Genomic DNA, 18,810 nt, shown 5'->3' with positions numbered 1-18,810 from the left:
CGGTTCGCCGGAAGGCTGGGTTGCCGGCGGTCAGGCCGGGCCGATGGCGATCAGCCGTTCCGAGGAGCCCCACTCGGCCCACGAGCCGTCATAGAGCGCCACCGGCGGGGTGCCGAGACTGTCCAGCGCCATCCAGAGGATGGCGGCGGTGACGCCGGAGCCGCAGCTGGTGATCACCGGCTTGCCGGTATCGACGCCCGCCGCGGCGACGACGGCGCGCAGGTCCTCGGCATCGCGCAGCCGGCCATTCGCCACCACGCTCGAGGACGGCAGGTTGAGGGCGCCCGGTATGTGCCCGGCGCGCACGCCCGGCCGCGGATCCGGCGCCTCGCCGCGGAAGCGGTCGCCGGGACGGGCATCGAGGATCTGCGCCCCGCCGGCTTCGCTCGCCTGCGCCATATCCTCGACGCCAGCAACGCGGCGGCGGTCGAGGCGGGCGGTGAAGCGGGCCGGTGGGCGCTGCACTTCGCCGCTTTCGAGCGGGCGGCGCTCGTCGCGCCATTGCGGCAGCCCGCCCTCGAGCACGAAGACGTTGGCGGCGCCGAACACGAAGAAGGTCCACCAGCCGCGCGCCGCCGAGAACAGGCCGAGGCTGTCATAGACCACGATGGTCATGCCGTCGCCGATGCCCAGCGCGCCGACCGCCTCGCTGAATGCCTGTTCCGTAGGCAGCATATGCGGCAGGCCGCTCGACCGGTCGGCGACGGCATCGATGTCGAAGAACACCGCGCCGGGAACATGCGCGTCGAGATATTCGGCACGCGCGGCGCGCCCGGCGGTCGGCAGATGCCAGGAGGCATCGACGACGACGACATCGGGGGCGTTGAGATGCTCGGCCAGCCACTGGGTGGTGACGAAGCGGCTGCCGGACGGGACGGCCGAGGCGGTGGTCATGGGCGTGATCCCTGTGTGGTCGCTATAGGGCGAGCGCTGCAACCGCGCTCAGGCGAGGGCGAGCCGGACGCGGCGGTTCTGCTGGCCCTTCTTCTCGATCTTGCTGACGACGACCGGGCCGATCTCGCCGAGCCGGCGCACATGAGTGCCGCCGCAGGGCTGGAGGTCGATCTCGCCGATCCGCACCAGCCGCACCCGGCCCGAGCCCCGCGGCGGCTTGACCGACAGGGTTTTCACCAGACCCGGATTGGCGTCGAGCTCGGCGTCGGTGATCCAGCTTTCGGTGACGGCGGCGTCGCTGGCGATCAGTTCGTTGACGCGGGCGGTGATGGCGTCCTTGTCGAGGCCGGCATCGGGAATGTCGAAGTCGAGCCGGCTCTCCTGCTCGCCGATCGAGCCGCCGGTCACCGGATAGGGCAGGGCGACGGAGAGCAGGTGCAGCGCCGTGTGCATGCGCATGCGGTTATAGCGCGGCGCCCAGTCGAGGCGGGCGACCAGCGTGTCGCCCGGCGCCGGGCGGACCGCATCGGGCGCCAGAAGATGGACGATGTCCTGCTTGTCCGCCGACCACACGGCGCCGGTGATCGCGGCCTCGGTGCCATCGGCACCGACCAGCCAGCCGGTATCGCCCGGCTGGCCGCCGGCGGTGGCATAGAATACCGAACGATCGAGCACGACCCCGCCTTCAGGCGTCACGCCGACCACCGTCGCCGGAGTCTCGACCAGATAGGCGTCGTCGCGGAACAGAAGCTCGGTTGCCATCACTGCATCACGTTCGGGACATTGATCGTGCGCTCAAGCCAGCCGGGGACCGGCAGGCCCTTCTCGCGCAGGAAGACCGGGTTGAACAGCTTCGACTGGTAGCGGGTGCCGAAATCGCACAGCAGGGTCGCGATGGTGTGGCCGGGACCGAGCTCCCTGGCGAGGCGGATGGCGCCGGCGATGTTGATGCCCGACGAGCCGCCAAGGCACAGGCCCTCGAACTCCAGGAGATCGAACACGATCTGCACCGCCTCGGCGTCGGGGATCTGGTAGGCGATGTCGATGGGGGCGTCTTCCAGATTGGCGGTGATGCGGCCCTGGCCGATACCCTCGGTGATCGAGGAGCCTTCGGATTTCAGCTCGCCGGTGGTGTAGTAGCTGTAGAGCGCGGCGCCGAAGGGATCGGCGAGGGCGACCTTGATGTTGGGATTGCGCTGCTTCAGCGCGATGGCGCAGCCGGCCAGCGTGCCGCCGGTGCCGACCGCGCTGACGAAGCCGTCGACCTTGCCGTCGGTCTGCGCCCAGATCTCCGGGCCGGTGGTCTCGATATGCGCCTGCCGGTTGGCGACGTTGTCGAACTGGTTGGCCCAGACGGCGCCGTTCGGCTCGGTCTTGGCCAGCGCCTCGGCGAGGCGGCCGGAGACCTTCACGTAATTGTTCGGATTGGCGTAGGCCACGGCGGGCACCTCGACCAGCGTGGCGCCGGCAAGCCGCAGCATGTCCTTCTTTTCCTGGCTCTGGGTCTCGGGAATGACGATCACCGAGCGGAAGCCGAGCGCGTTGCCGACCAAGGCGAGGCCGATGCCGGTATTGCCGGCGGTGCCCTCGACGATGACGCCGCCGGGCTTGAGCTGGCCCTTGTTCACCGCATCCTGGATGATGAACAGCGCCGCGCGGTCCTTCACCGACTGGCCGGGATTGAGGAATTCCGCCTTGCCGAGAATGGTGCAGCCGGTCTCTTCCGAGGCGCGCTTGAGTTTGATGAGCGGCGTGTTGCCGATCGCCTCGACGAGACCGTTGCGGATATCCATGGTGCTGATTTCATATGTCGGTTCAAGGGGCACAGAAAATAGTAGCCGGAAACCGGCTCGGCAACCTTTGTCGCCGTCATTCCTCGCCGCTGCGATGATAAGCGGCGAGCGCCCGCTCGCGCGCGGCGCCGTGTTCCACGATCGGGCGCGGATAGCCGGTGCCGAGCTCGACGCCGGCACGGGCCAGCACCTCCGGCTTCGCCCGCCATGGCTGGTGGATGACATCCGCCGGCAGCTCCGCCAGCTCCGGCACGAAGCGGCGGACATAGGCGCCGTCGGGATCGAATTTCTCGCCCTGCAACATCGGATTGAAGATGCGGAAATAGGGGGCGGCATCGGCGCCGGAGCCGGCGACCCATTGCCAGCTGGCGGGATTATTGGCCGGATCGGCATCGACCAGCGTGTCCCAGAACCAGGCCTCGCCACGCCGCCAGTCGACGAGGCCGTGCTTGATGAGGAAGGAGGCGGCGATCATCCGCACCCGGTTGTGCATCCAGCCGGTCTGCCACAGCTGGCGCATGCCGGCGTCGACGATCGGGTAGCCGGTGCGGCCGCGCCGCCAGGCGCGCTCGAAGGCGCCGTCGTCGCGCCATGCGAAGCTGTCGAAGCGGTGGTTGACGTTGGTGGTCGCGAGGTCGGGGTTGTGGAACAGCAAATGGTAGGAGAACTCCCGCCAATAGAGTTCGCTGCGGAACTTCTCGACGTCGCGGCCCAGCGCCTCGCCGGCTTCGGCGGCATGGTGGAGGGCGGCCAGCGCCTGCACCGGCGAGAGATTGCCGAAGCGCAGGAAGGGTGACAGCCGCGAGGTGTGCTCGCTGTCCGGCCGGTCGCGCCGCTCGGCATAGCCGTGGATGCCGTGATCGAGAAAGCCGCGCAGCACCTCGTGCGCGCCCGCCTCGCCCGGTTGCCAGCTCGCGCGCAGGCCGCCGGCCCAGTCCGGCTGGGCGGGTTCGAGGTGCCATGCCGCGAGCGTGTCGCCGGGCAGGTCCGGGCCGGGCGGCAGGGCCTCTGGCCTGGGGACGATCCTGCGCGGGCCGAGCGGCGCGGCGGCACGGTAGAACGGGGTGAAGACGCGATACGGCCCGCCGGATTTGGTACGCAGCGTCCAGGGCTCGTGCAGCAGCGTAGCCGAATGGCTGGTCACCTCGACGCCGGCCCGCGTCAGCTCGGCCTTGATGCGGCGGTCGAGGGCGATGGCGCCGGCGTCGTAGCGCCGGTTCCAGTGCACCGATACGACGCCGGCCTCCCGGACGAGATCGCGCAGCACCTCGTCGGCCGGCCCACGCCGCAGCAGCAGGCTTCCGCCGGCCCGTTCGATATCGGCGGCGAGGGCTGCCAGCGAGCGGCCTAGCCACCAGCGGGCCGCGCCGCCAAGGGAGCGCAGGCCGGGCGTCGCCTCGTCCAGCACATAGAGGAGGATCAGCGGCCGCTCCTGCGCCAGCGCGGCGGCGAGCGCCGGATTGTCGGCGAGGCGCAGATCGTCGCGGAACCAGACGAGGGTGGGGGCGGAGGTGGTGTGGGTCATGTGCAGGCCATTGGCACGGAACAGGCGGGAGCTTCTACGCGGCGGCCGGCCGGATGGATCGTGCGATGGCGAAAAGCGGGTGGCGGGACAGCTTGCGGATTATTCATGTCGATCATACTGTAAATCCGAACCCGGCGGTGCGCCGCCATTTTCCGTGAGGCTATCATGTCGTCCCCCATCCCATCCGGCACCGCTCTCGTCACCGGCTCCTCGTCCGGCATCGGCAAGAGCTACGCGCAGCAGCTTGCACGCCGCGGCCACGACCTCGTTCTCGTTGCCCGCGATGCGGCGCGGCTGGAGGCGCTTGCCGCCGAGCTTCGCGCCGAGACCGGCCGCAAGGTCGATGTCCTGCCGGCCGATCTCGGCGTGGCCGGCGATGTCGAGCGCGTCGCGGCCCGGATCGAGGCCGATCCGACGATCACGCTGGTGGTCAACAATGCCGGCATCGGCACCGGCAGCGGCGTGACGGGCGGCGACCTCGCCGCCACCATGGCGATGGTGCAGCTGAACGTGACGGCGCTCACCCGGCTGTCCTTCGCCGCGGTCAACGCGTTCACCGCGCGGGGCAACGGCACGCTGGTGAACGTCGCCTCGGTGGTGGCGCTGGCGTCGGAGGCGTTCGCCGGCGCTTATGCCGCGACCAAGGCCTATGTGCTGTCGTTTACCCAGTCGCTGAACGGCGAACTGAAGGACGGGCCGGTGCGGGTGCAGGCGGTGTTGCCCGGCTATACGCGTACCGAATTCTTCGACCGTGCCGGCATCGATCCCGCGCGGCTGCCGGCCGACATGGTGATGCCGGTCGACGACCTCGTGGCGGCGGCGCTGAAGGGGCTCGAACTCGGCGAGCTGGTGACCATCCCCTCGCTGCGCGATCTCGACAAATGGAAGGCGTTCGAAGCCGCACGGTCGGCGCTGCATCCCGAACTGTCGCTTGCCAGCCCGGCGGAACGCTACCGCGCCGCCTGACCGCCAAGATGGCCGGCGCTCAGTAGTCCCACTGGGCGCCGATGCCGACTTCCGCCGCGCCGCCGGCCGAGGTGGCGCCCTGCAGGCGGATGTTCTTGGTGACGTCGACATCGACCGTCACCTTGCTGGAGTTGGCGCTCGTGCCCTGCCGCACGCCGAGATAGATGTTGTCGTTGAGCCGCCGGCCGACGCCGACCTGCCCGCCGGTGCCGGCGTCGTCGGTGCCGACCACGAGGCTGTCGACCCCGAGTGAGCGGCGCACATCGTTGAGCACGCCCGAGCCGCCGGAGAACTGGGCGACGGTCTGGGCGATCTGCAGCGCCTGCCCGGAAGACAGCTGGCCGACCGAGCGGCCGAACAGCAGCCGCGACAGCACCTCGTCCTGCGGCAGGGTGGGAGTGGAGGTGAAGTCGATCTCCGGCGCCGAGGCCGGCCCGGTGACGATGATGCGGGCGGTGACGTCGCTCGCCGTGGTCTCCGCCACGAAATCCAGCTCGGGATCGGTGGTGCCGGTGAAGGTCACCCGGCCGCGGGTGAAGGAGAGGCGGCGGCCGACGAAATCGAAATTGCCGCGCCGCATCTCGAAGCCACCCATTGCCACCGGCGCCGACGAGGTGCCGCGCAGTTGGATGTCGCCGCCGAGCTCGGCCTCGATCCCCATGCCGCGCACGAACACGTTGTTCGGCGCCGAAATGGTGAGGTCTAGCGGGATGCCGGCATCCGCCGGGCGGGCCTCGCGCCGCGCGGCGCGGGCGGCGCCGGGCACCGAGCGCTTGCCGGCATTGACATGGCGGACATTGAGGCTCTGGACGCCGCCCGGCAGCCGGTCGGGAATGTTGACGTCGAGGGCGCGCACCACCATGCGGCCGGTGACGCGCGGATTGTTGAGGAAAGCGCCTTCCACCGCGATCCGCCCCTCGGTGACGAGTCGCATCAGCTCGCTGTTCACCAGCTGGGCGTTGACCATGTCGATCTCGATCCGCCCCGGGAAGCCGGCGGCGGGGTCGAGGCCGATGGTGCCGCGGCCGGCGAGGCTGCCGCCATTGGTGGTGCGGGCGGAGAAGGAGGTGAGGGTGACGCTGCGCTGGTTGCCGGTGAGCACCGCCTCGATGCGGTCGAGGTTGATGCCGTTGAGGCTGTCGATATAGCGCCCGCCGGTGATGCGGATGGTGCCGCCGGCATTGGGCGCGCTCGCGGTGCCGGTGACCGTGGCGTTGATCGCCGCGTTGCCGACCACCTGGGCGCCGGTGGTCGCCAGCATCGGGTTGAGGATGCCGAGATCGACCCCGCCGCGAATGGCGAGATCGAGCGCGCCGGCGCCGAGCGGCACCGAGCCGTTGATGGTAAGTGCCTGAAGATACCGGCCCCTTATCTCCGAGCGGATGGTGGCGCGGCCGCTGCCGAGATCGCCGCGCGCGGTGATGTCGAACGGTCCGGCACCGCTGCGGGCGACGTCCGGCGTCGACAGCCGGGTGACGGTGAGCTGGTAGTTGCCGGTCGGCGCCGCCGCCGTGCCGGTGATGCGGGCATTGCCGGCCAGCGTGCCGGAAAGGTTCAGCCCCGGGGCGGCAAGCTCGTCGAGGGAGAGCGGGATCGCCCGTAAATCCGCTGTCAGATCAAGGCGTTCGCCAGCGCTGCCGGCCACGGTGACGCTGCCGCCGCCGGCATTCAGGGCGAGGCGATCAATGGTCACGGTGCCACCGGCATAGGCGATGTTGGCCGGCGCGGTGGTGGCGATGGTGGTGCTGCCGCGGGTGGCGGAGAGGCGATCGAGCCGCAGCCGGGCGCCATCGCCCTGCCGGGCCAGCCGGCCGGCGGCGCGCAGGGCGGTGTTCTGCACCGTCGCGTCGACGGTGAGGTCGGTGCCGTCCGTGCCGCCCTTGCCGCGTATCGTAGCGTTTTCAATCACTTGACCGGAAACATTGGCGCCGCGGATCTCGACGCTGCCGTCGAGGGAGGGCACGCCGATGGGGTCGATCACTGTGGCGTCGATGCGGGCCATGGCGACGGACTGGCCGGCGGCAGCGACGCGCTCGGCATTGCCCTTCACCGCAACCCGTTGACGACCCTCGCTTATATCGAGGGTGATGTCGGCGTTGAGGCTGCCGGCCAGCTCGGTGAGCACCAGCGGCGAGATGTCGGCGAGGTTGGGGGCGGCGAGGGTCAGGCGGCCGGTGGCGAGGCTGGCGTCGGTGATGGTGACGCCGCCGGTGGCTCGCGCTGATCCGATAGCGATATCAAGGTTTTGTATCTCGAACCGATCATCGGGCGCGCTGGCGAAGGCGCCGCTGCCGGTCGCCGGCTGCCCGGCGACCGTGCCGTTCAGGCGGAAGGTGGCGTTCGGGTTGCCGGTGATGTCGTTGCCGGTGAAATCCAGCGTAAGTCCTTGAATTGGCTTGCCCATCGCCGTGCCGGACGGGATCGACACCTGCGCGGTGGCCTTCAGCTCGTCCAGCGAGCCGGAAAAGGCGCCGCGCGCTTCCACCGCGCCGGTGACGCGGGGGTCGAGGCGGGAGAGGTCGGCAAGGTTCAGGCTCGCGCGCAGATCGGCGGCGGAGGTGTCGAGATGGCCGTCCATCGCAAAGGCGAGGCCCTCGGCATTCATCCGCAAGTTGTTGATCGAAATAGCTGTTTCGCCGGAACGCTCCAGCGACCCGGTAAGGGTCGTCACCCGGCCGAAGAAGCCGTCGGCGGCGGGAACGCCGGTGACGACGTTCTGCGAGCGGCCGTTGATGGTCAGCGACAGGCGGGACAGGTTGTCGCTCGCCTTGATGCCGATGTCGAACTGCGCCTCGCCCGACAGCGGCCGCTCGATCAGCGGGGTGAGGGTGGCGAGGTCGAGGCGCTCGACATTGAAATTGCCGTCGATCGCCGCCCGGTCGGCCTGGCCGGTGAAGCGGGCGGTGAGGCCGGTGAGGTGTATGGTGAGGCCGGTGAGGCGCGAAAGTGCCGTGTCGCCGGCCGGGACCAGGCCGGTGGCCTGGAAGCGGGCGGTGGGGCCGAGCGCGGCGGCCACTTGCGGCTCGGTGGCGGTGAGGCCCTGCGCCTCGCCCTCGGCGGTGAGCGCGAGGTTGCCTTCCGTGTCGGGCCGGGTGGTGGCGTCGAGGGTCAGGGTGCCGGTGCCGTAGCCGGCGCCGGCGAGACCCGCTGCCACCACATGGGCGTCGACCGCCGGGGCGGCGATATTGCCCTTCACCGTGCCTTCGAGGGTGCCGGACTGCCAGCTCATCCCCGGCGCCAGCGCCGCGAAGCGGGCATTGTCGGGCACGCGGGCCTGGAAGCTGAGATCGGCGATGCGGCTGTCGAGATCGAAGCTGCCCTTCATCGCGGCGCCGAAGCCGGCCGCCCGCACGCTGGAACTCTCGATGGCAAGGCGGTTGGCGGTATCGAGGGTGGCGGCGGCGGCGAGCTCGGTACGGCCTTCGAACAGCGGCGCGATGTCGGCGGGAAGCAGCCGGGCGATATCGGCATCGATGGCGGCGGTGAAGCGATGGCCCTCGGTGACGGCGCGGATGCCGGCGGCGCCGGACGCGTGCGCCAGAGTGCCGGCCTGCAGCGCAAGGTGGCCGTCCCACTGGTCGAGCGTGCCGCTGCCCTTGAGCGAGGCGGTGAGTTCCGGCAGGCCGTCCATGCCGGCGGCGCGGGCGATGAGGCCGCCGCTGGGCTCGTCGGCGGAGAGGTCGAGGTCGAGCTGCCCGCTCTCCGGCGCATAGGCGGCGGTGCCGGCGATGCGGCCGGGGGCGTCGCGGCGATCGATCTCGAACTTCAGCGACACCGCGCGGGTCGCCGCCGAGAGATCCGCCGAGGCGGTGAGGCCGAGCGTGGCGGCGTGGCCGAGCACCGGCGCGGCGAGGATGATCTCGTCGATGGCGAGGCGTTCGAGCCGCACCGGCAGCAGCGGGATGCCGGACGAGGAGGAGGGCGGCGGCACGGGCTGTTCCGCCGGCGGCAGCGGGCGGCGCAGCACCTCCACCTTGGCGGCTTCCAGCGCCGAGACGTCGACGGAGCGGTTGAACAGCGCCAGCGGGCTCCAGGAGAGCCGGGCGCCGGAAATGCTGGCGAACGGGCCTTCCTCGTCGGACAGGATGATGCGCTCCACCCCGATGTCGGAGGGGATGAAGCCGCTTATGCCCTCGATGCTGACGGCGATGCCAGGGGTGGAGGCGAGCGAGGAGGCGAGGCGGGCCAGCACGGCCTTGCCCGGCGGGGTCTGGATCGCCCCGAAGGCGACCAGCACCAGCAGCACCAGCCCGATCAGGGCATAGATGAGAAAGCCGAGAAACCGCGCCACCATCAGAAGGCCTGCCCCAAGCTGACATAGATGCCGTAGCTGCCGTCGTCCGGCCCCGGATTGAGCGGGAAGGCGACGTCGAACCGCAACGGACCGATCGCGGTGTAGTAGCGAAGGCCGATGCCGGCCGAATACTTCATCTCATCGAAATCCGGCGCTTCGCTGGCGAAGGCCGAACCCATGTCGAAGAACGGCACCACGCCGATGCTGTCGGTGACCCGGATGCGCGCCTCGAAGGAGGCCTCGAAATAGGAACGGCCGCCGATGATGATGCCGTCCTCGTTGCGCGGCGAGGCGGACTGGTAGTCATAGCCGCGCAGCGAGCCGCCGCCGCCGACATAGAAACGCCGCTGCGGCGGGATGTCGTACAGATCGGCACCGAGCATGCTGCCAGCGGCGACGCGACCGGCGAGGATGTATTTCTTGGCCTCGTCGAGCGCGTAATAGGTCGAGAAGCGGGCATTGAGCAGCGTCGGCACGCCATTGGCATCGCCGAGCTGGGCGAAGGGCTCGGCAATGCCGGTGAAGCGGATGCCCTTGGACGGGTCGAGCCGGTTGTCGGTGTTGTCGTAGTTGAACTCGAACGGCACGCCGGCGATGAAATAATCGTTGATGCCGGTGGTGTCCTCCACCCGCGACTGTTCGAGATCGATGCTGATCTGCAGCGAGGCCTCGTCGTTGAAGCGGTGGCGGATGCCGGCGAGGAAGGTGCCGGCCTCGCGCACATAGGCGTTAGTGACCTCGCGCAGCACCGCCGCCGAGGCGAGGAGATCGTCGCGGGCGGTGATGATGCCCGGCTTCATGAAGGTGGCTGCGACCTTGTAGCCGAACGGATCGGCGTCCGGCACCGCGTCGGACTTCTGGCCGAACCAGGAGACCTGGGCGTCGAGGCGCAGGGTTTCGCCGCCGCCGAACAGGTTGCGCGCCCCCCAATAGCCGTTGATCGCCGAGCCGTCGGTGGAGGAATAGCTCGCCGAGAAGCCGATATAATGCGGCTTGCGGGGCGATACCTCGATGGTGATCGGCAGCGAGCCGTCGGGATCGAGATGGTCGGCCTCGATGATCCGCACGCTGGCGATGGATTCATATTCCAGCAGCCGCCGGCGCAGCCGGTTCAGCACATCCGGCGAATAGGGGGTGCCGGGGGCGATGTCGATGCGGTCCTCGATGAAGCGCGGCGTGAGGAAATCGGCGCCGTTGACGCTGAAGCGGCCGAAAGTGGCGCGCGGGCCGGGCTCGACATAGAAGCTGACGTCGAGCTGGCGCACGGCGTGGTCGGCGACCACGTCCTTGTCGACCACGCGGGCGAAGGGATGGCCGGCATCGCGCCAGTGATTGGTCAGCACCGTCTCGCTGCGCACCACCGTGGTGGCGAGCGCCGGCTCGCCCGGCTGCAGCCCCAGGCTGGCGAGGCTCGGCGCGTCGGGCAGCGGGCGCCGCGTGTTGGCGTCGAGAATGGCGATGCGGCCGAAATGGAACAGCGGGCCGGGATCGACCGTGACCACCACCGGCACCGGGCCGCGCTTGCGCGACGTCTCGACGATGTCGAAGATATTCGGCGCGTCGGGGGAATTGCCGGCCACGGTGATGCGGATGTTGCTGCCGTAATAGCCGATGGAATAAAGCGCGGCGTTGATCGCCGGCCCGTCCGACAGGGCGCGGCGGATCAGCCCGGCGGCGCCGGCCGGCGGGCGGGCCTTCAGCCGCTCCAGATTGGAGGCGTCCTCGACGGCGCTGCGCACGTCGCGGTCGGTCGATTTCACCTCGAAGCTGAGATTATAGGGCGTGGCGTCGATGGTCGGCGGCTCGCGGGCGGCGACGCGCGAGGGGTTGAACAGATCGAGGATCGGCCCAAGCAGGCCGGATTGCGGCGCCTCGTTGGTCGGCTGGGTCGCCGGCTGGGCGGCGGTGCCGGAAGCGGGCGACGAAGACGGCGTTTGCGTCGATTGGGCGAGTGCCGGCGATGCGGCGAGCAGGGCCTGCGGCGCAACGAAAGCGACCAGCATGACCGCCAGCCGAAACCTCTTCTGTCCTGCGGTCCGGTTCCCCTGCAACGCCACCCTCTTAACCCGTCGTAGCTGGCCGCGAACCCGGGCGGGATCACGGGGCGGCCCGTACGGGGCCCATCTCCATTTCCCGGCAAGCTAGAAGAATAGGGTGAACAGAGACTTGCCGCGCGCACACATGGTTCTGATTGCCGGCTGGAGCGGCGCGCGTCAACCGCCCGCGGGCATTTTCACGGCAGCCGGCGGGGCGACGTGGTATGACGATAGGTCACGGGCCGATGAACCGATGGATCTCGGCGGCGAGCGCCTGCACCTCCGCCGCGCCCTTGGAGCCCGGCGCCGTCTCCTGAATGGTGCGGCCCGCGCCCATGGAGGCGGCGAAGGCGACACGGTTGCCGAGCCGGCTCTCCGCCGCCGGATGGCCGAGCGCTTGGATGGCTTCGGCGATCTCCTGCGTCAGCGCGACGCGGGGCAGAACGCGGTTGATGACGAGGAGGGACGGCGTGCCTTCCTTGGCGATCATTTCCAGCGTCGCCTGCGTCGCCCACAGATCGACCGGGGTTGGCTGCACCGGCACGGCGACCAGGCTGGCCGCCTCGATGGCCGGGCGGGATTCGATGTCGGATTTCGGCGGGGTGTCGATGACGACGAAGTCGTAGTCGCGGGCGAGGCTGCGGGCCTCGCGCCGGGCGCCCCAGCCGGAAGCGGTGCGGAAATCGAGGCCGGTGCCGGCTTCGCCAAGGCTGCTCTCGCGCCGCTCGAACCATTCGCCGAGGCTGCCCTGCGGATCGCAGTCGAGCAGGGCGACGCGCACGCCGTCAAGCGCCAGCGCCACCGCAAGGTGGGCGGCGAGCGTGGTCTTGCCCGAGCCGCCCTTCTGCTGGGCGATGGTGATGATCCGGCCGGCCATGGCGCGTCTTTCCCCGGTCGCGACGGATTCGCAAAGGGCAAGGTCGCATTGGGGCCGGCAGGCAGCAAGCGTAATGCGGAGGGAGGAGCGCTGAAAACGCGGTCACCGGCGGGGCGGCGGCAAAAGCCCCATCCTCTGCGTGGCCGAAGCCGGCTGTTGCCGGGTTGTGGGCGCGGCGGAAGGCGAGGCAGGTCTCGGCTTCGGCGGAGAGGCGGCTCGCGGAGCGGACGGGGAGGAGCGGTGCCGCGGCAAGCGCAGGCACGACAAGCGCAGGAGCGGCAGGCTTAGCCGGGGGAAAAGCTTAGCCGGGGCGCGCGACCGCGAGGGTCGTGCGCGTCACCCCGACCCTCTCCCCGTCGGGGAGAGGGAGCCGCCGCCTTGCTTCAGGCGGCGGGAGGGTCGATCTCAGACCTGCGCGCCGGAGCCCAGCACCACCACCTTGGTGCCGACCGGCACGCGGTTGTAGAGGTCCATGGCGTCCTGGTTGATCATGCGGATGCAGCCGGAGGAGACGTTGGTGCCGATGGTCTTCGGCTCCAGCGTGCCGTGGATGCGGTAGAGCGTGTCCTTGTTGTTCTGCCACAGATACATCGCCCGCGCGCCGAGCGGGTTGGCGAGGCCGCCGGGCACGCCGATGCCGCTCTGCAGCTTGGTGAGCTGCGGCTTGATGTCCGGGCGGCGGGCGATCATCTCCGCCGGCGGGTACCAGTCCGGCCATTCCTGCTTGGAATTGATGGTGGCGGTGCCCGACCAGCCGAAGCCTTCCTTGCCGACGCCGACGCCGTAGCGGATCGCCGTGCCGCCGGGCTGCACCAGATAGAGGAAGTGATTCTTGGGATCGATGACGATGGTGCCGGGCGCCTGCTTGCCGTCATAGGGCACCTGCCGGCGCAGATAGACCGGGTTGATGCTCGACGTATCGAAGGCGGCCACCGGGAAGCGGTCCTGCGCCGCGCCATAGCTGGGCGTGGGGGCGAAGGACATCGCCGGCAGCGCCGGCTCGGGGGCGGACGCGGTCTGGGTGCTCTTGCACCCGGCGAGCGCCAAGGAAAGCCCGGCCATGGACAGGCCGGAAAGTAGAACGCGACGATCTATGGACGGCATGGTCCGCTTGTCTCCCGCACGAAGCGCCTGGATGGCCGGCGCTTCGTTCCCCGTAAAATCCCGAATCGCAGCGGCCTGTCCAAGACACGTTGCGACGACACGTTGCGACATTCACCTTAACGAATCGTTTGCCATAAATATTCACGACTTCAGGTGGACGTGATCGACTTTCGCCCGTGCTCAGGCGCTCGTGAACGACTGGCCGCCCGGACGCGGCAGCGTGTGGACCTCCTCGACGGCGGCGTAGTCGAAATAGCCGCAGCGGGCGAGGGAATTGAGCTTCTCGATGCGCAGGATGCCGTCTTCGACGAAGGCCTCGTCGATGTGGATGCCGACGATCTCGCCGAACACCAGCCAGTGGCCGGTGGCGGCACCGGAGCGGCCGACCAGCTCGCGGGCCTCGACCAGCACGCATTCCAGCGCGCAGGGGCTGGCGGCGACCCGCGGCGGCTTTACGAGGTGCGAGGGCGCGCGGGCGAGGCCGGCGAGATCGAACTCGCTCTCCTCGCGCGGCAGCACCGCCGAGGTGAGGTTCACCTGCGCCAACAGCGGGTGGGTGGCGAGGTTGCAGACGAACTCGCCGGTGTCGAGGATGTTGCGCACCGTGTCCTTCACCCCGGAGGAGGAGAACATGACGATGTCCGGGCTCTCGCTCACCAGGTTGAAGAAGGAATACGGGGCGAGATTGGCGACACCGGCCGGCGACAGGCTGGAAATCCAGCCGATCGGGCGCGGGGCGACGATGGCCTTCAGCGGATTGTGCGGCAGCAGGGCGTGGTCGCGCCCGGTCGGTGCGTAGAACATCGCGGCCTCTCAGAAGCGGGTGGCGATGTCGGCGAGCGCCGGGCGGGGACGGTCCTCCTGCGGACGGGCCAGCGTGCCGATATGCACGAAGCCGACGATGCGCTCCTCCGCCGACAGGCCGAGCGCGGTGCGCACGCGGGCATCATAGGCGTACCATTCGGTGAGCCAGGTCGCGACATAGCCGAGCGCGTTGGCCGCCAGCACCAGCAGCGTGCAGGCGGCGGCGCCGGACAGCAATTGCTCCCATTCCGGGATCTTCACATGCGGGGTGGCCTTCGACACCACGGCGATGACCAGCGGCGCCCGCGAGAGCCGGCTGTGCTCGATGGCCACCCGGTCGGCATCGGCCTCGGGAACGTCCTGCCGGAACACGGCGGCGATGAGCTCGCCCGCCCGCTCGCGTCCCTCGCCCTCGAAGACGACGAAGCGCCACGGTGCCAGCTTGCCGTGATCCGGCACCCGCGAGGCGATGGTGAGCATCTCGTCGATCTCCGCCGGCTTCGGGCCGGGGGCGACGATGTCGAAGATTTTCGGGCTCTTGCGCAGCTTGAGCAGCCGCAATGCGTCGGGAGCGGTGATGGAGGCCGTCGTGGAGGTCGTCGTGGAGGTAGTCGTCATGGCGATGTTCCCCTGTCGCTCCTGCGCCTAGCACGCGACGGGAGGCCGGGCCAAGGGGCGGGGCGGGCGCGACGCAGCGTCAGCGTTTTCAATTTGCCGCGCGCCGCAGCGCCATTGGCAGGCGGCGATGCGCGGGACTTGAATTTGCCCTTGTTCGCGGGCACCAAGAGGCCATGTTCGCGACCCCCTCCCGCTTCGCCCGCTACCCCACCTTTTCGCGCCGCGCCGGCATGCGGCCGGGCGCGCTGCTGGCGGCGCTGCTGACGGCGCTGTGCCTGGCCTCGCCCTCCGCCTTCGCGGCGATGGCGGACAGCGATGGGGCGGGCAGCGGCGGCGGCGATGCCTCGGTGTTTTCCTCCGGCTCGCTGGCGCAGTCGATGCCGTTCATCGGCAACCAGGCGCCGGGCGTCGGCGCGCCGCGGCGGCTGGCGCCGCAGACGCCGGCGCCCGCCGCCCCCGCCAAGGGGCCCGCGCCGGCAGCGGCGGCCGGCACGGCGGGCGACCCGCACACCATCCTGCCGCAGCCGCCGGCCGGCAAGGCGGCGATCGGCATGAGCGCCCGCTTCGGCGCCAACCTGCCGCAGATCCCGCGCGGAGTGGTCTGGCGGGTGTTCGACGACCGGCCGGAAGCCTCGGGCGCCTATCCGCTGGTCGCCGAGGCGGCCGAGCCGGCGCCGGTGTTCTTCCTCTCGCCCGGCGGCTATGTGGTGCATGTCTCCTACGGCCTTGCCAGCGTCGCCCGCCGCATCGTGGTCGGCGAGGATTCCCGCCGCGAGCAGATCACCATTCCCGCCGGCGGGGTGATGCTGCAGAGCGATGTCGGCGACAAGCCGATCCCGGCCTCCAAGGTCAGCTACGACATCTTCGAGGGCAGCTTCCTGCAAGGGCGCGCCGCCAGCCGCCCGTTCTATCGCGGCGCCGAGCCGGGCAGCCTCGTGGTGCTGCCGGCCGGCGAGTATTACGTGGTTTCCACCTATGGCGAGGGCAATGCGGTGTTGCAGGCCGACATTGCGGTGCAGCCCGGCAAGGTGACCGACGCCACGCTGCATCACCGCGCTGCCGAGATCACCCTGCAGCTGGTGGCGCAGGCCGGCGGGGCGCCGCTCTCGGGCACGCAATGGTCGGTGCTGACGCCGGGCGGCGACTCGATCAAGGATTCGTCGGTGCCGACGCCGGCCTTCGTGCTGGCGGAGGGCGAATACACCGCGCTGGTGCGCTATGACGGCAAGACCTTCACCAAGACCTTCAACGTCGAATCCGGCTCGGACACGCGGGTGGACGTGCTGGTGGGCGAGCAGGCCGCGGCGCCCGAGGGCTCCGGCGACTGAGCGTTCCGGCGACTGGGGGCTCCAGCGACCGGACTCCGCGACTGCGGACTCCGCGACAGCCCGGCTGCGCCGGACAGGGTTAACCGGCGCCTGCCATTCATGGTCAACGAATTCTTAATGCCGGTGTGCTCCAATCCCCCTCCGGCAGGCGGATGGAGGTGGGCATGATCGTGCATCAATATCTCCTCTGGGCGAAGTCGGTCTCCGACGAGGAGCGCGGTCGCGGCCTCGGGATGCTGGCCGGCGCCTATGCCCGCGGCGAACTCGACGGCGTGGACGCGCTCGGCTTCGAGGCGGCGCTGCCGGTGCTCGCGCAGGATCCCTATCCGCCGGCGCGGCTGGCGCTTGCCGAGGCGCTCTGCCGCCACCCCCGGCTTCCCGACGACCTCGCCTTGCGGCTCGCTGAACTCGACGGCGAACCGGGGCTCCGGATGCTCGCCGGCTCGCCGGTGCTGAACGCATGCGAGCTGATCGAGATGGCCGAGGCCGGCAGCGAGGTCCGCCGCGCCGCCATCGCCGCGCGCACTCCGGTCACCGCCCCGGTCGCCGCCGCGCTTGCCGAGATCGCCGGCGAGGAGGCGTGCCTGGCGCTGGTCGGCAATCCGGCGGCCGACCTGCCCGGCTTCGCGCTCGGCCGCATCGTCGCCCGCCACGGCCATGCGGCGGCGTTGCGCGAGATGCTGCTGGCCCGGCGCGACCTGCCGGCGGGCGTGCATCAGGCGCTGATCCGCGCGGTGGCCAACGCGCTGTCGGTGTTCGTGGTGGAGCGCGGCCGCCGCAATGCTGCGGGCGAGGTGGCGGAGCAGGAAGCCGGGCCGGAGCAGCAAGCCGCGCTTGAGACGACGGGCGAGGCGCACGAACGGGCGGTCGTCGCCATGGTCGGGCGTGCCGCGCCGGACCTGCGCGCGCTTGCCGGGCAATTGCAGCAGCGGGGAGAGCTGACGCCGGCCGCGGTGCTGAAGGCGCTGCTTTCCGGCCGCATGCGGCTGTTCCTGGAAATGGTGGCGTTGCTGACCGGCCTCCCCATCGACCGGGTGGCGGCGCTGGCCGCCGATCGCTCCGGCGACGCGTTCCGCATCCTCTATGACCGCCTCGGCCTGCCCTACGGCGCCTTCACCGCTTTTCGCAGCGCGCTGCACCTGTTGCAGAAGGAGCCCTATCTCGACGACGAGGACGTCGCCGCCGGGCTGCAGCGGCGCATCGTCGAGGAAGCGCTGTACCAATATGCGCGGCTCGGCGAGACCGCCGCCCGCAACCCGGTGGTGGCGCTGCTGGAACGCTGGCGCGACGAGGAACCGGTCGACGAGCTCGGGACGACGCTGGCGGCGTGAGGCGCGGCCTCAGACCTCGAACTGCTCGCGCAGGATGCGCTCCTCGATCGAATGATCGCGGTCGACCAGCATGGTCAGCGTCGAGGAGCGGTCGAGCCGGGCGCGCACCGCCACCACGTTCAGCACCTGATAATGATCGGCGGTGGCGTTGACCGGGCGCTTGTCGGATTCCAGCACCGCGATGTCGATGCGGGCGCGGTCCGGCACCAGCGCGCCGCGCCAGCGCCGCGGGCGGAAGGCGGAGATCGGGGTGAGCGCCAGCAGCGGCGTGCCGATCGGCAGGATCGGCCCCTGGGCGGAGAGGTTGTAGGCGGTGGAGCCGGCCGGGGTGGCGACCAGCACGCCGTCGCAGACCAGTTCCTCCATGCGCATGGTGCCGTCGATGGAGATGCGCAGCTTGGACGCCTGATAGGACTGGCGGATCAGCGATACCTCGTTGATCGCCGGGGCGCGGTGGACGCGGCCATTGACGTCGGTGGCCTCCATCAGCAGCGGGTGGATGACCACCCGCTGGGCGGCGGCGATGCGCGCCGGCAGGTCGTCCTGCTTGAAGCTGTTCATCAGGAAGCCGACCGAGCCGCGATTCATGCCGTAGATCGGGATGCCGGTATCGCGGAAGCGGTGCAGCGTCTGCAGCATGAAGCCGTCGCCGCCGAGGGCCACCACGATGTCGGCATCCTCGGGCGCGACATGGCCGTAGATCGCGGTGAGCTCGCTGCGCGCGCGCACCGCATCCGCCGCATCGCTCGCGACAAAGGCGATTCGGCCATATGCTGCCGCTTCGGGAGCATCCGCAGCGGAAGAAGGGGCTGGGCGGGCGGCTTCGTTCATGCGGGACAGCCCGATACGCAGGGATGACAGATGGAGCCGCTGATCGGCACGGTGATGGTCTATACGACATGGCCCGGTCTCGTCGAGGCCGAGGCTGCCGGGCGGGCCATCGTCGCCGACGGGCTGGCGGCGGCGGTGAACATCCTGCCGGGCATTATCTCCTTCTATCGCTGGCATGGCGAGATCGAGCGGGCCGAGGAGGTGGTGATGCTGTTCAAGACCCGAACCGACCTCGCCGAGGCGGTGGCGCAGGCGGTGCGCGCCCGCCATCCCTATGAGACGCCCGGCGTGCTGGTGCTGCCGGTGACCGGCGGCGACCCGGATTATCTCGACTGGATCGTCATGGAGACCGACGCCTAGAGCGGATCGACATTCAGGATTCCCATCCGAGGTAATCGCTGATTCATAG

15 protein-coding genes are annotated in these 18,810 nt (G+C 70.1%); 4 read left to right on the top strand and 11 right to left on the bottom strand.

The features are described 5' to 3' along the window. Positions 1-30 precede the first annotated feature (30 nt). From sseA to KHC24_RS16370, 4 genes are all read right to left on the bottom strand, one after another. A complete protein-coding gene (sseA, locus tag KHC24_RS16385) occupies positions 31-894 on the bottom strand; it encodes a 3-mercaptopyruvate sulfurtransferase (RefSeq protein ID WP_213364401.1) in 864 nt (287 codons plus the stop codon). A gap of 48 nt (positions 895-942) precedes the next feature. Continuing rightward, positions 943-1,656 (bottom strand): alanyl-tRNA editing protein, encoded by a 714-nt coding sequence (locus KHC24_RS16380; protein ID WP_213364400.1) that lies wholly within the window; start codon positions 1,654-1,656, stop codon positions 943-945. After that, positions 1,656-2,687, bottom strand: coding sequence for a cysteine synthase A (locus KHC24_RS16375; protein ID WP_213364399.1), 1,032 nt, complete (start codon positions 2,685-2,687; stop codon positions 1,656-1,658). The genes KHC24_RS16380 and KHC24_RS16375 overlap by 1 nt, the downstream gene beginning before the upstream one ends. A 76-nt stretch (positions 2,688-2,763) precedes the next feature. After that, complete coding sequence (locus KHC24_RS16370; RefSeq protein WP_213364398.1) at positions 2,764-4,212, bottom strand: cryptochrome/photolyase family protein; 1,449 nt, start codon at positions 4,210-4,212, stop codon at positions 2,764-2,766. 165 nt (positions 4,213-4,377) lie between these two features. On the opposite strand from KHC24_RS16370, the gene KHC24_RS16365 reads away from it, so the two are divergent. Continuing rightward, the gene (locus KHC24_RS16365) at positions 4,378-5,178 is read left to right on the top strand and encodes an SDR family NAD(P)-dependent oxidoreductase (RefSeq protein WP_213364397.1); all 801 of its coding nucleotides are present in this window, start codon (positions 4,378-4,380) and stop codon (positions 5,176-5,178) included. A gap of 19 nt (positions 5,179-5,197) precedes the next feature. On the opposite strand, the gene KHC24_RS16360 is transcribed toward KHC24_RS16365, so the two are convergent. The 6 genes from KHC24_RS16360 to KHC24_RS16335 all read right to left on the bottom strand — a co-directional run bounded on the left by KHC24_RS16360 (position 5,198) and on the right by KHC24_RS16335 (position 14,911). Further along, on the bottom strand, positions 5,198-9,472 hold the full coding sequence (locus KHC24_RS16360; RefSeq protein WP_213364396.1) for a translocation/assembly module TamB domain-containing protein: 4,275 nt from the start codon (positions 9,470-9,472) through the stop codon (positions 5,198-5,200). Further along, a complete protein-coding gene (locus KHC24_RS16355) occupies positions 9,472-11,475 on the bottom strand; it encodes an autotransporter assembly complex protein TamA (protein ID WP_213364395.1) in 2,004 nt (667 codons plus the stop codon). Before KHC24_RS16355 ends, KHC24_RS16360 begins: the two co-directional genes overlap by 1 nt. A 268-nt stretch (positions 11,476-11,743) precedes the next feature. After that, the gene (parA, locus tag KHC24_RS16350) at positions 11,744-12,385 is read right to left on the bottom strand and encodes a ParA family partition ATPase (protein ID WP_213364394.1); all 642 of its coding nucleotides are present in this window, start codon (positions 12,383-12,385) and stop codon (positions 11,744-11,746) included. Positions 12,386-12,790: 405 nt separating this feature from the next. Continuing rightward, entirely contained in the window at positions 12,791-13,489 is a 699-nt protein-coding gene (locus KHC24_RS16345) for a L,D-transpeptidase (RefSeq protein ID WP_213364393.1), read from the bottom strand. A 180-nt stretch (positions 13,490-13,669) separates the two neighbouring features. After that, positions 13,670-14,293: a flavin reductase family protein gene (locus KHC24_RS16340; protein WP_213364392.1), complete on the bottom strand. Its 624-nt coding sequence runs from the start codon at positions 14,291-14,293 to the stop codon at positions 13,670-13,672. Positions 14,294-14,302: 9 nt separating this feature from the next. Next, positions 14,303-14,911 (bottom strand): nitroreductase family protein, encoded by a 609-nt coding sequence (locus KHC24_RS16335; RefSeq protein WP_213364391.1) that lies wholly within the window; start codon positions 14,909-14,911, stop codon positions 14,303-14,305. Between the two features lie 173 nt (positions 14,912-15,084). Here KHC24_RS16335 and KHC24_RS16330 point away from each other — a divergent pair, with 173 nt between their 5' ends. Beyond that, the gene (locus KHC24_RS16330; protein WP_213364390.1) at positions 15,085-16,239 is read left to right on the top strand and encodes a hypothetical protein; all 1,155 of its coding nucleotides are present in this window, start codon (positions 15,085-15,087) and stop codon (positions 16,237-16,239) included. Between the two features lie 164 nt (positions 16,240-16,403). Further along, entirely contained in the window at positions 16,404-17,570 is a 1,167-nt protein-coding gene (locus KHC24_RS16325) for a DUF2336 domain-containing protein (RefSeq protein ID WP_213364389.1), read from the top strand. Positions 17,571-17,579: 9 nt separating this feature from the next. On the opposite strand, the gene KHC24_RS16320 is transcribed toward KHC24_RS16325, so the two are convergent. Continuing rightward, positions 17,580-18,401 carry an NAD kinase gene (locus tag KHC24_RS16320; protein ID WP_213364388.1) on the bottom strand — a complete coding sequence of 274 codons (822 nt, stop codon included), beginning with the start codon at positions 18,399-18,401 and terminating at the stop codon, positions 17,580-17,582. Between the two features lie 30 nt (positions 18,402-18,431). Here KHC24_RS16320 and cutA point away from each other — a divergent pair, with 30 nt between their 5' ends. Continuing rightward, the gene (cutA, locus tag KHC24_RS16315; protein WP_246547066.1) at positions 18,432-18,761 is read left to right on the top strand and encodes a divalent-cation tolerance protein CutA; all 330 of its coding nucleotides are present in this window, start codon (positions 18,432-18,434) and stop codon (positions 18,759-18,761) included. Positions 18,762-18,810: the final 49 nt, after the last annotated feature.

This window comes from Ancylobacter defluvii (assembly GCF_018390605.1).
GTDB lineage: Bacteria > Pseudomonadota > Alphaproteobacteria > Rhizobiales > Xanthobacteraceae > Ancylobacter > Ancylobacter defluvii.
The sequence above is the reverse complement of the archived record's forward strand: the minus strand, read 5'-3'. Positions and strand labels throughout refer to the sequence as shown.

Bases quoted from the DNA above. Each gene is read 5' to 3' on its own strand.
- sseA (WP_213364401.1), bottom strand. From the start codon at position 894: ATGACCACCGCCTCGGCCGTCCCGTCCGGCAGCCGCTTCGTCACCACC.
- KHC24_RS16380 (WP_213364400.1), bottom strand. From the start codon at position 1,656: ATGGCAACCGAGCTTCTGTTCCGCGACGACGCCTATCTGGTCGAGACT.
- KHC24_RS16375 (WP_213364399.1), bottom strand. From the start codon at position 2,687: ATGGATATCCGCAACGGTCTCGTCGAGGCGATCGGCAACACGCCGCTC.
- KHC24_RS16370 (WP_213364398.1), bottom strand. From the start codon at position 4,212: ATGACCCACACCACCTCCGCCCCCACCCTCGTCTGGTTCCGCGACGAT.
- KHC24_RS16365 (WP_213364397.1), top strand. From the start codon at position 4,378: ATGTCGTCCCCCATCCCATCCGGCACCGCTCTCGTCACCGGCTCCTCG.
- KHC24_RS16360 (WP_213364396.1), bottom strand. From the start codon at position 9,472: ATGGTGGCGCGGTTTCTCGGCTTTCTCATCTATGCCCTGATCGGGCTG.
- KHC24_RS16355 (WP_213364395.1), bottom strand. From the start codon at position 11,475: ATGCTGGTCGCTTTCGTTGCGCCGCAGGCCCTGCTCGCCGCATCGCCG.
- parA (WP_213364394.1), bottom strand. From the start codon at position 12,385: ATGGCCGGCCGGATCATCACCATCGCCCAGCAGAAGGGCGGCTCGGGC.
- KHC24_RS16345 (WP_213364393.1), bottom strand. From the start codon at position 13,489: ATGCCGTCCATAGATCGTCGCGTTCTACTTTCCGGCCTGTCCATGGCC.
- KHC24_RS16340 (WP_213364392.1), bottom strand. From the start codon at position 14,293: ATGTTCTACGCACCGACCGGGCGCGACCACGCCCTGCTGCCGCACAAT.
- KHC24_RS16335 (WP_213364391.1), bottom strand. From the start codon at position 14,911: ATGACGACTACCTCCACGACGACCTCCACGACGGCCTCCATCACCGCT.
- KHC24_RS16330 (WP_213364390.1), top strand. From the start codon at position 15,085: ATGTTCGCGACCCCCTCCCGCTTCGCCCGCTACCCCACCTTTTCGCGC.
- KHC24_RS16325 (WP_213364389.1), top strand. From the start codon at position 16,404: ATGATCGTGCATCAATATCTCCTCTGGGCGAAGTCGGTCTCCGACGAG.
- KHC24_RS16320 (WP_213364388.1), bottom strand. From the start codon at position 18,401: ATGAACGAAGCCGCCCGCCCAGCCCCTTCTTCCGCTGCGGATGCTCCC.
- cutA (WP_246547066.1), top strand. From the start codon at position 18,432: ATGGAGCCGCTGATCGGCACGGTGATGGTCTATACGACATGGCCCGGT.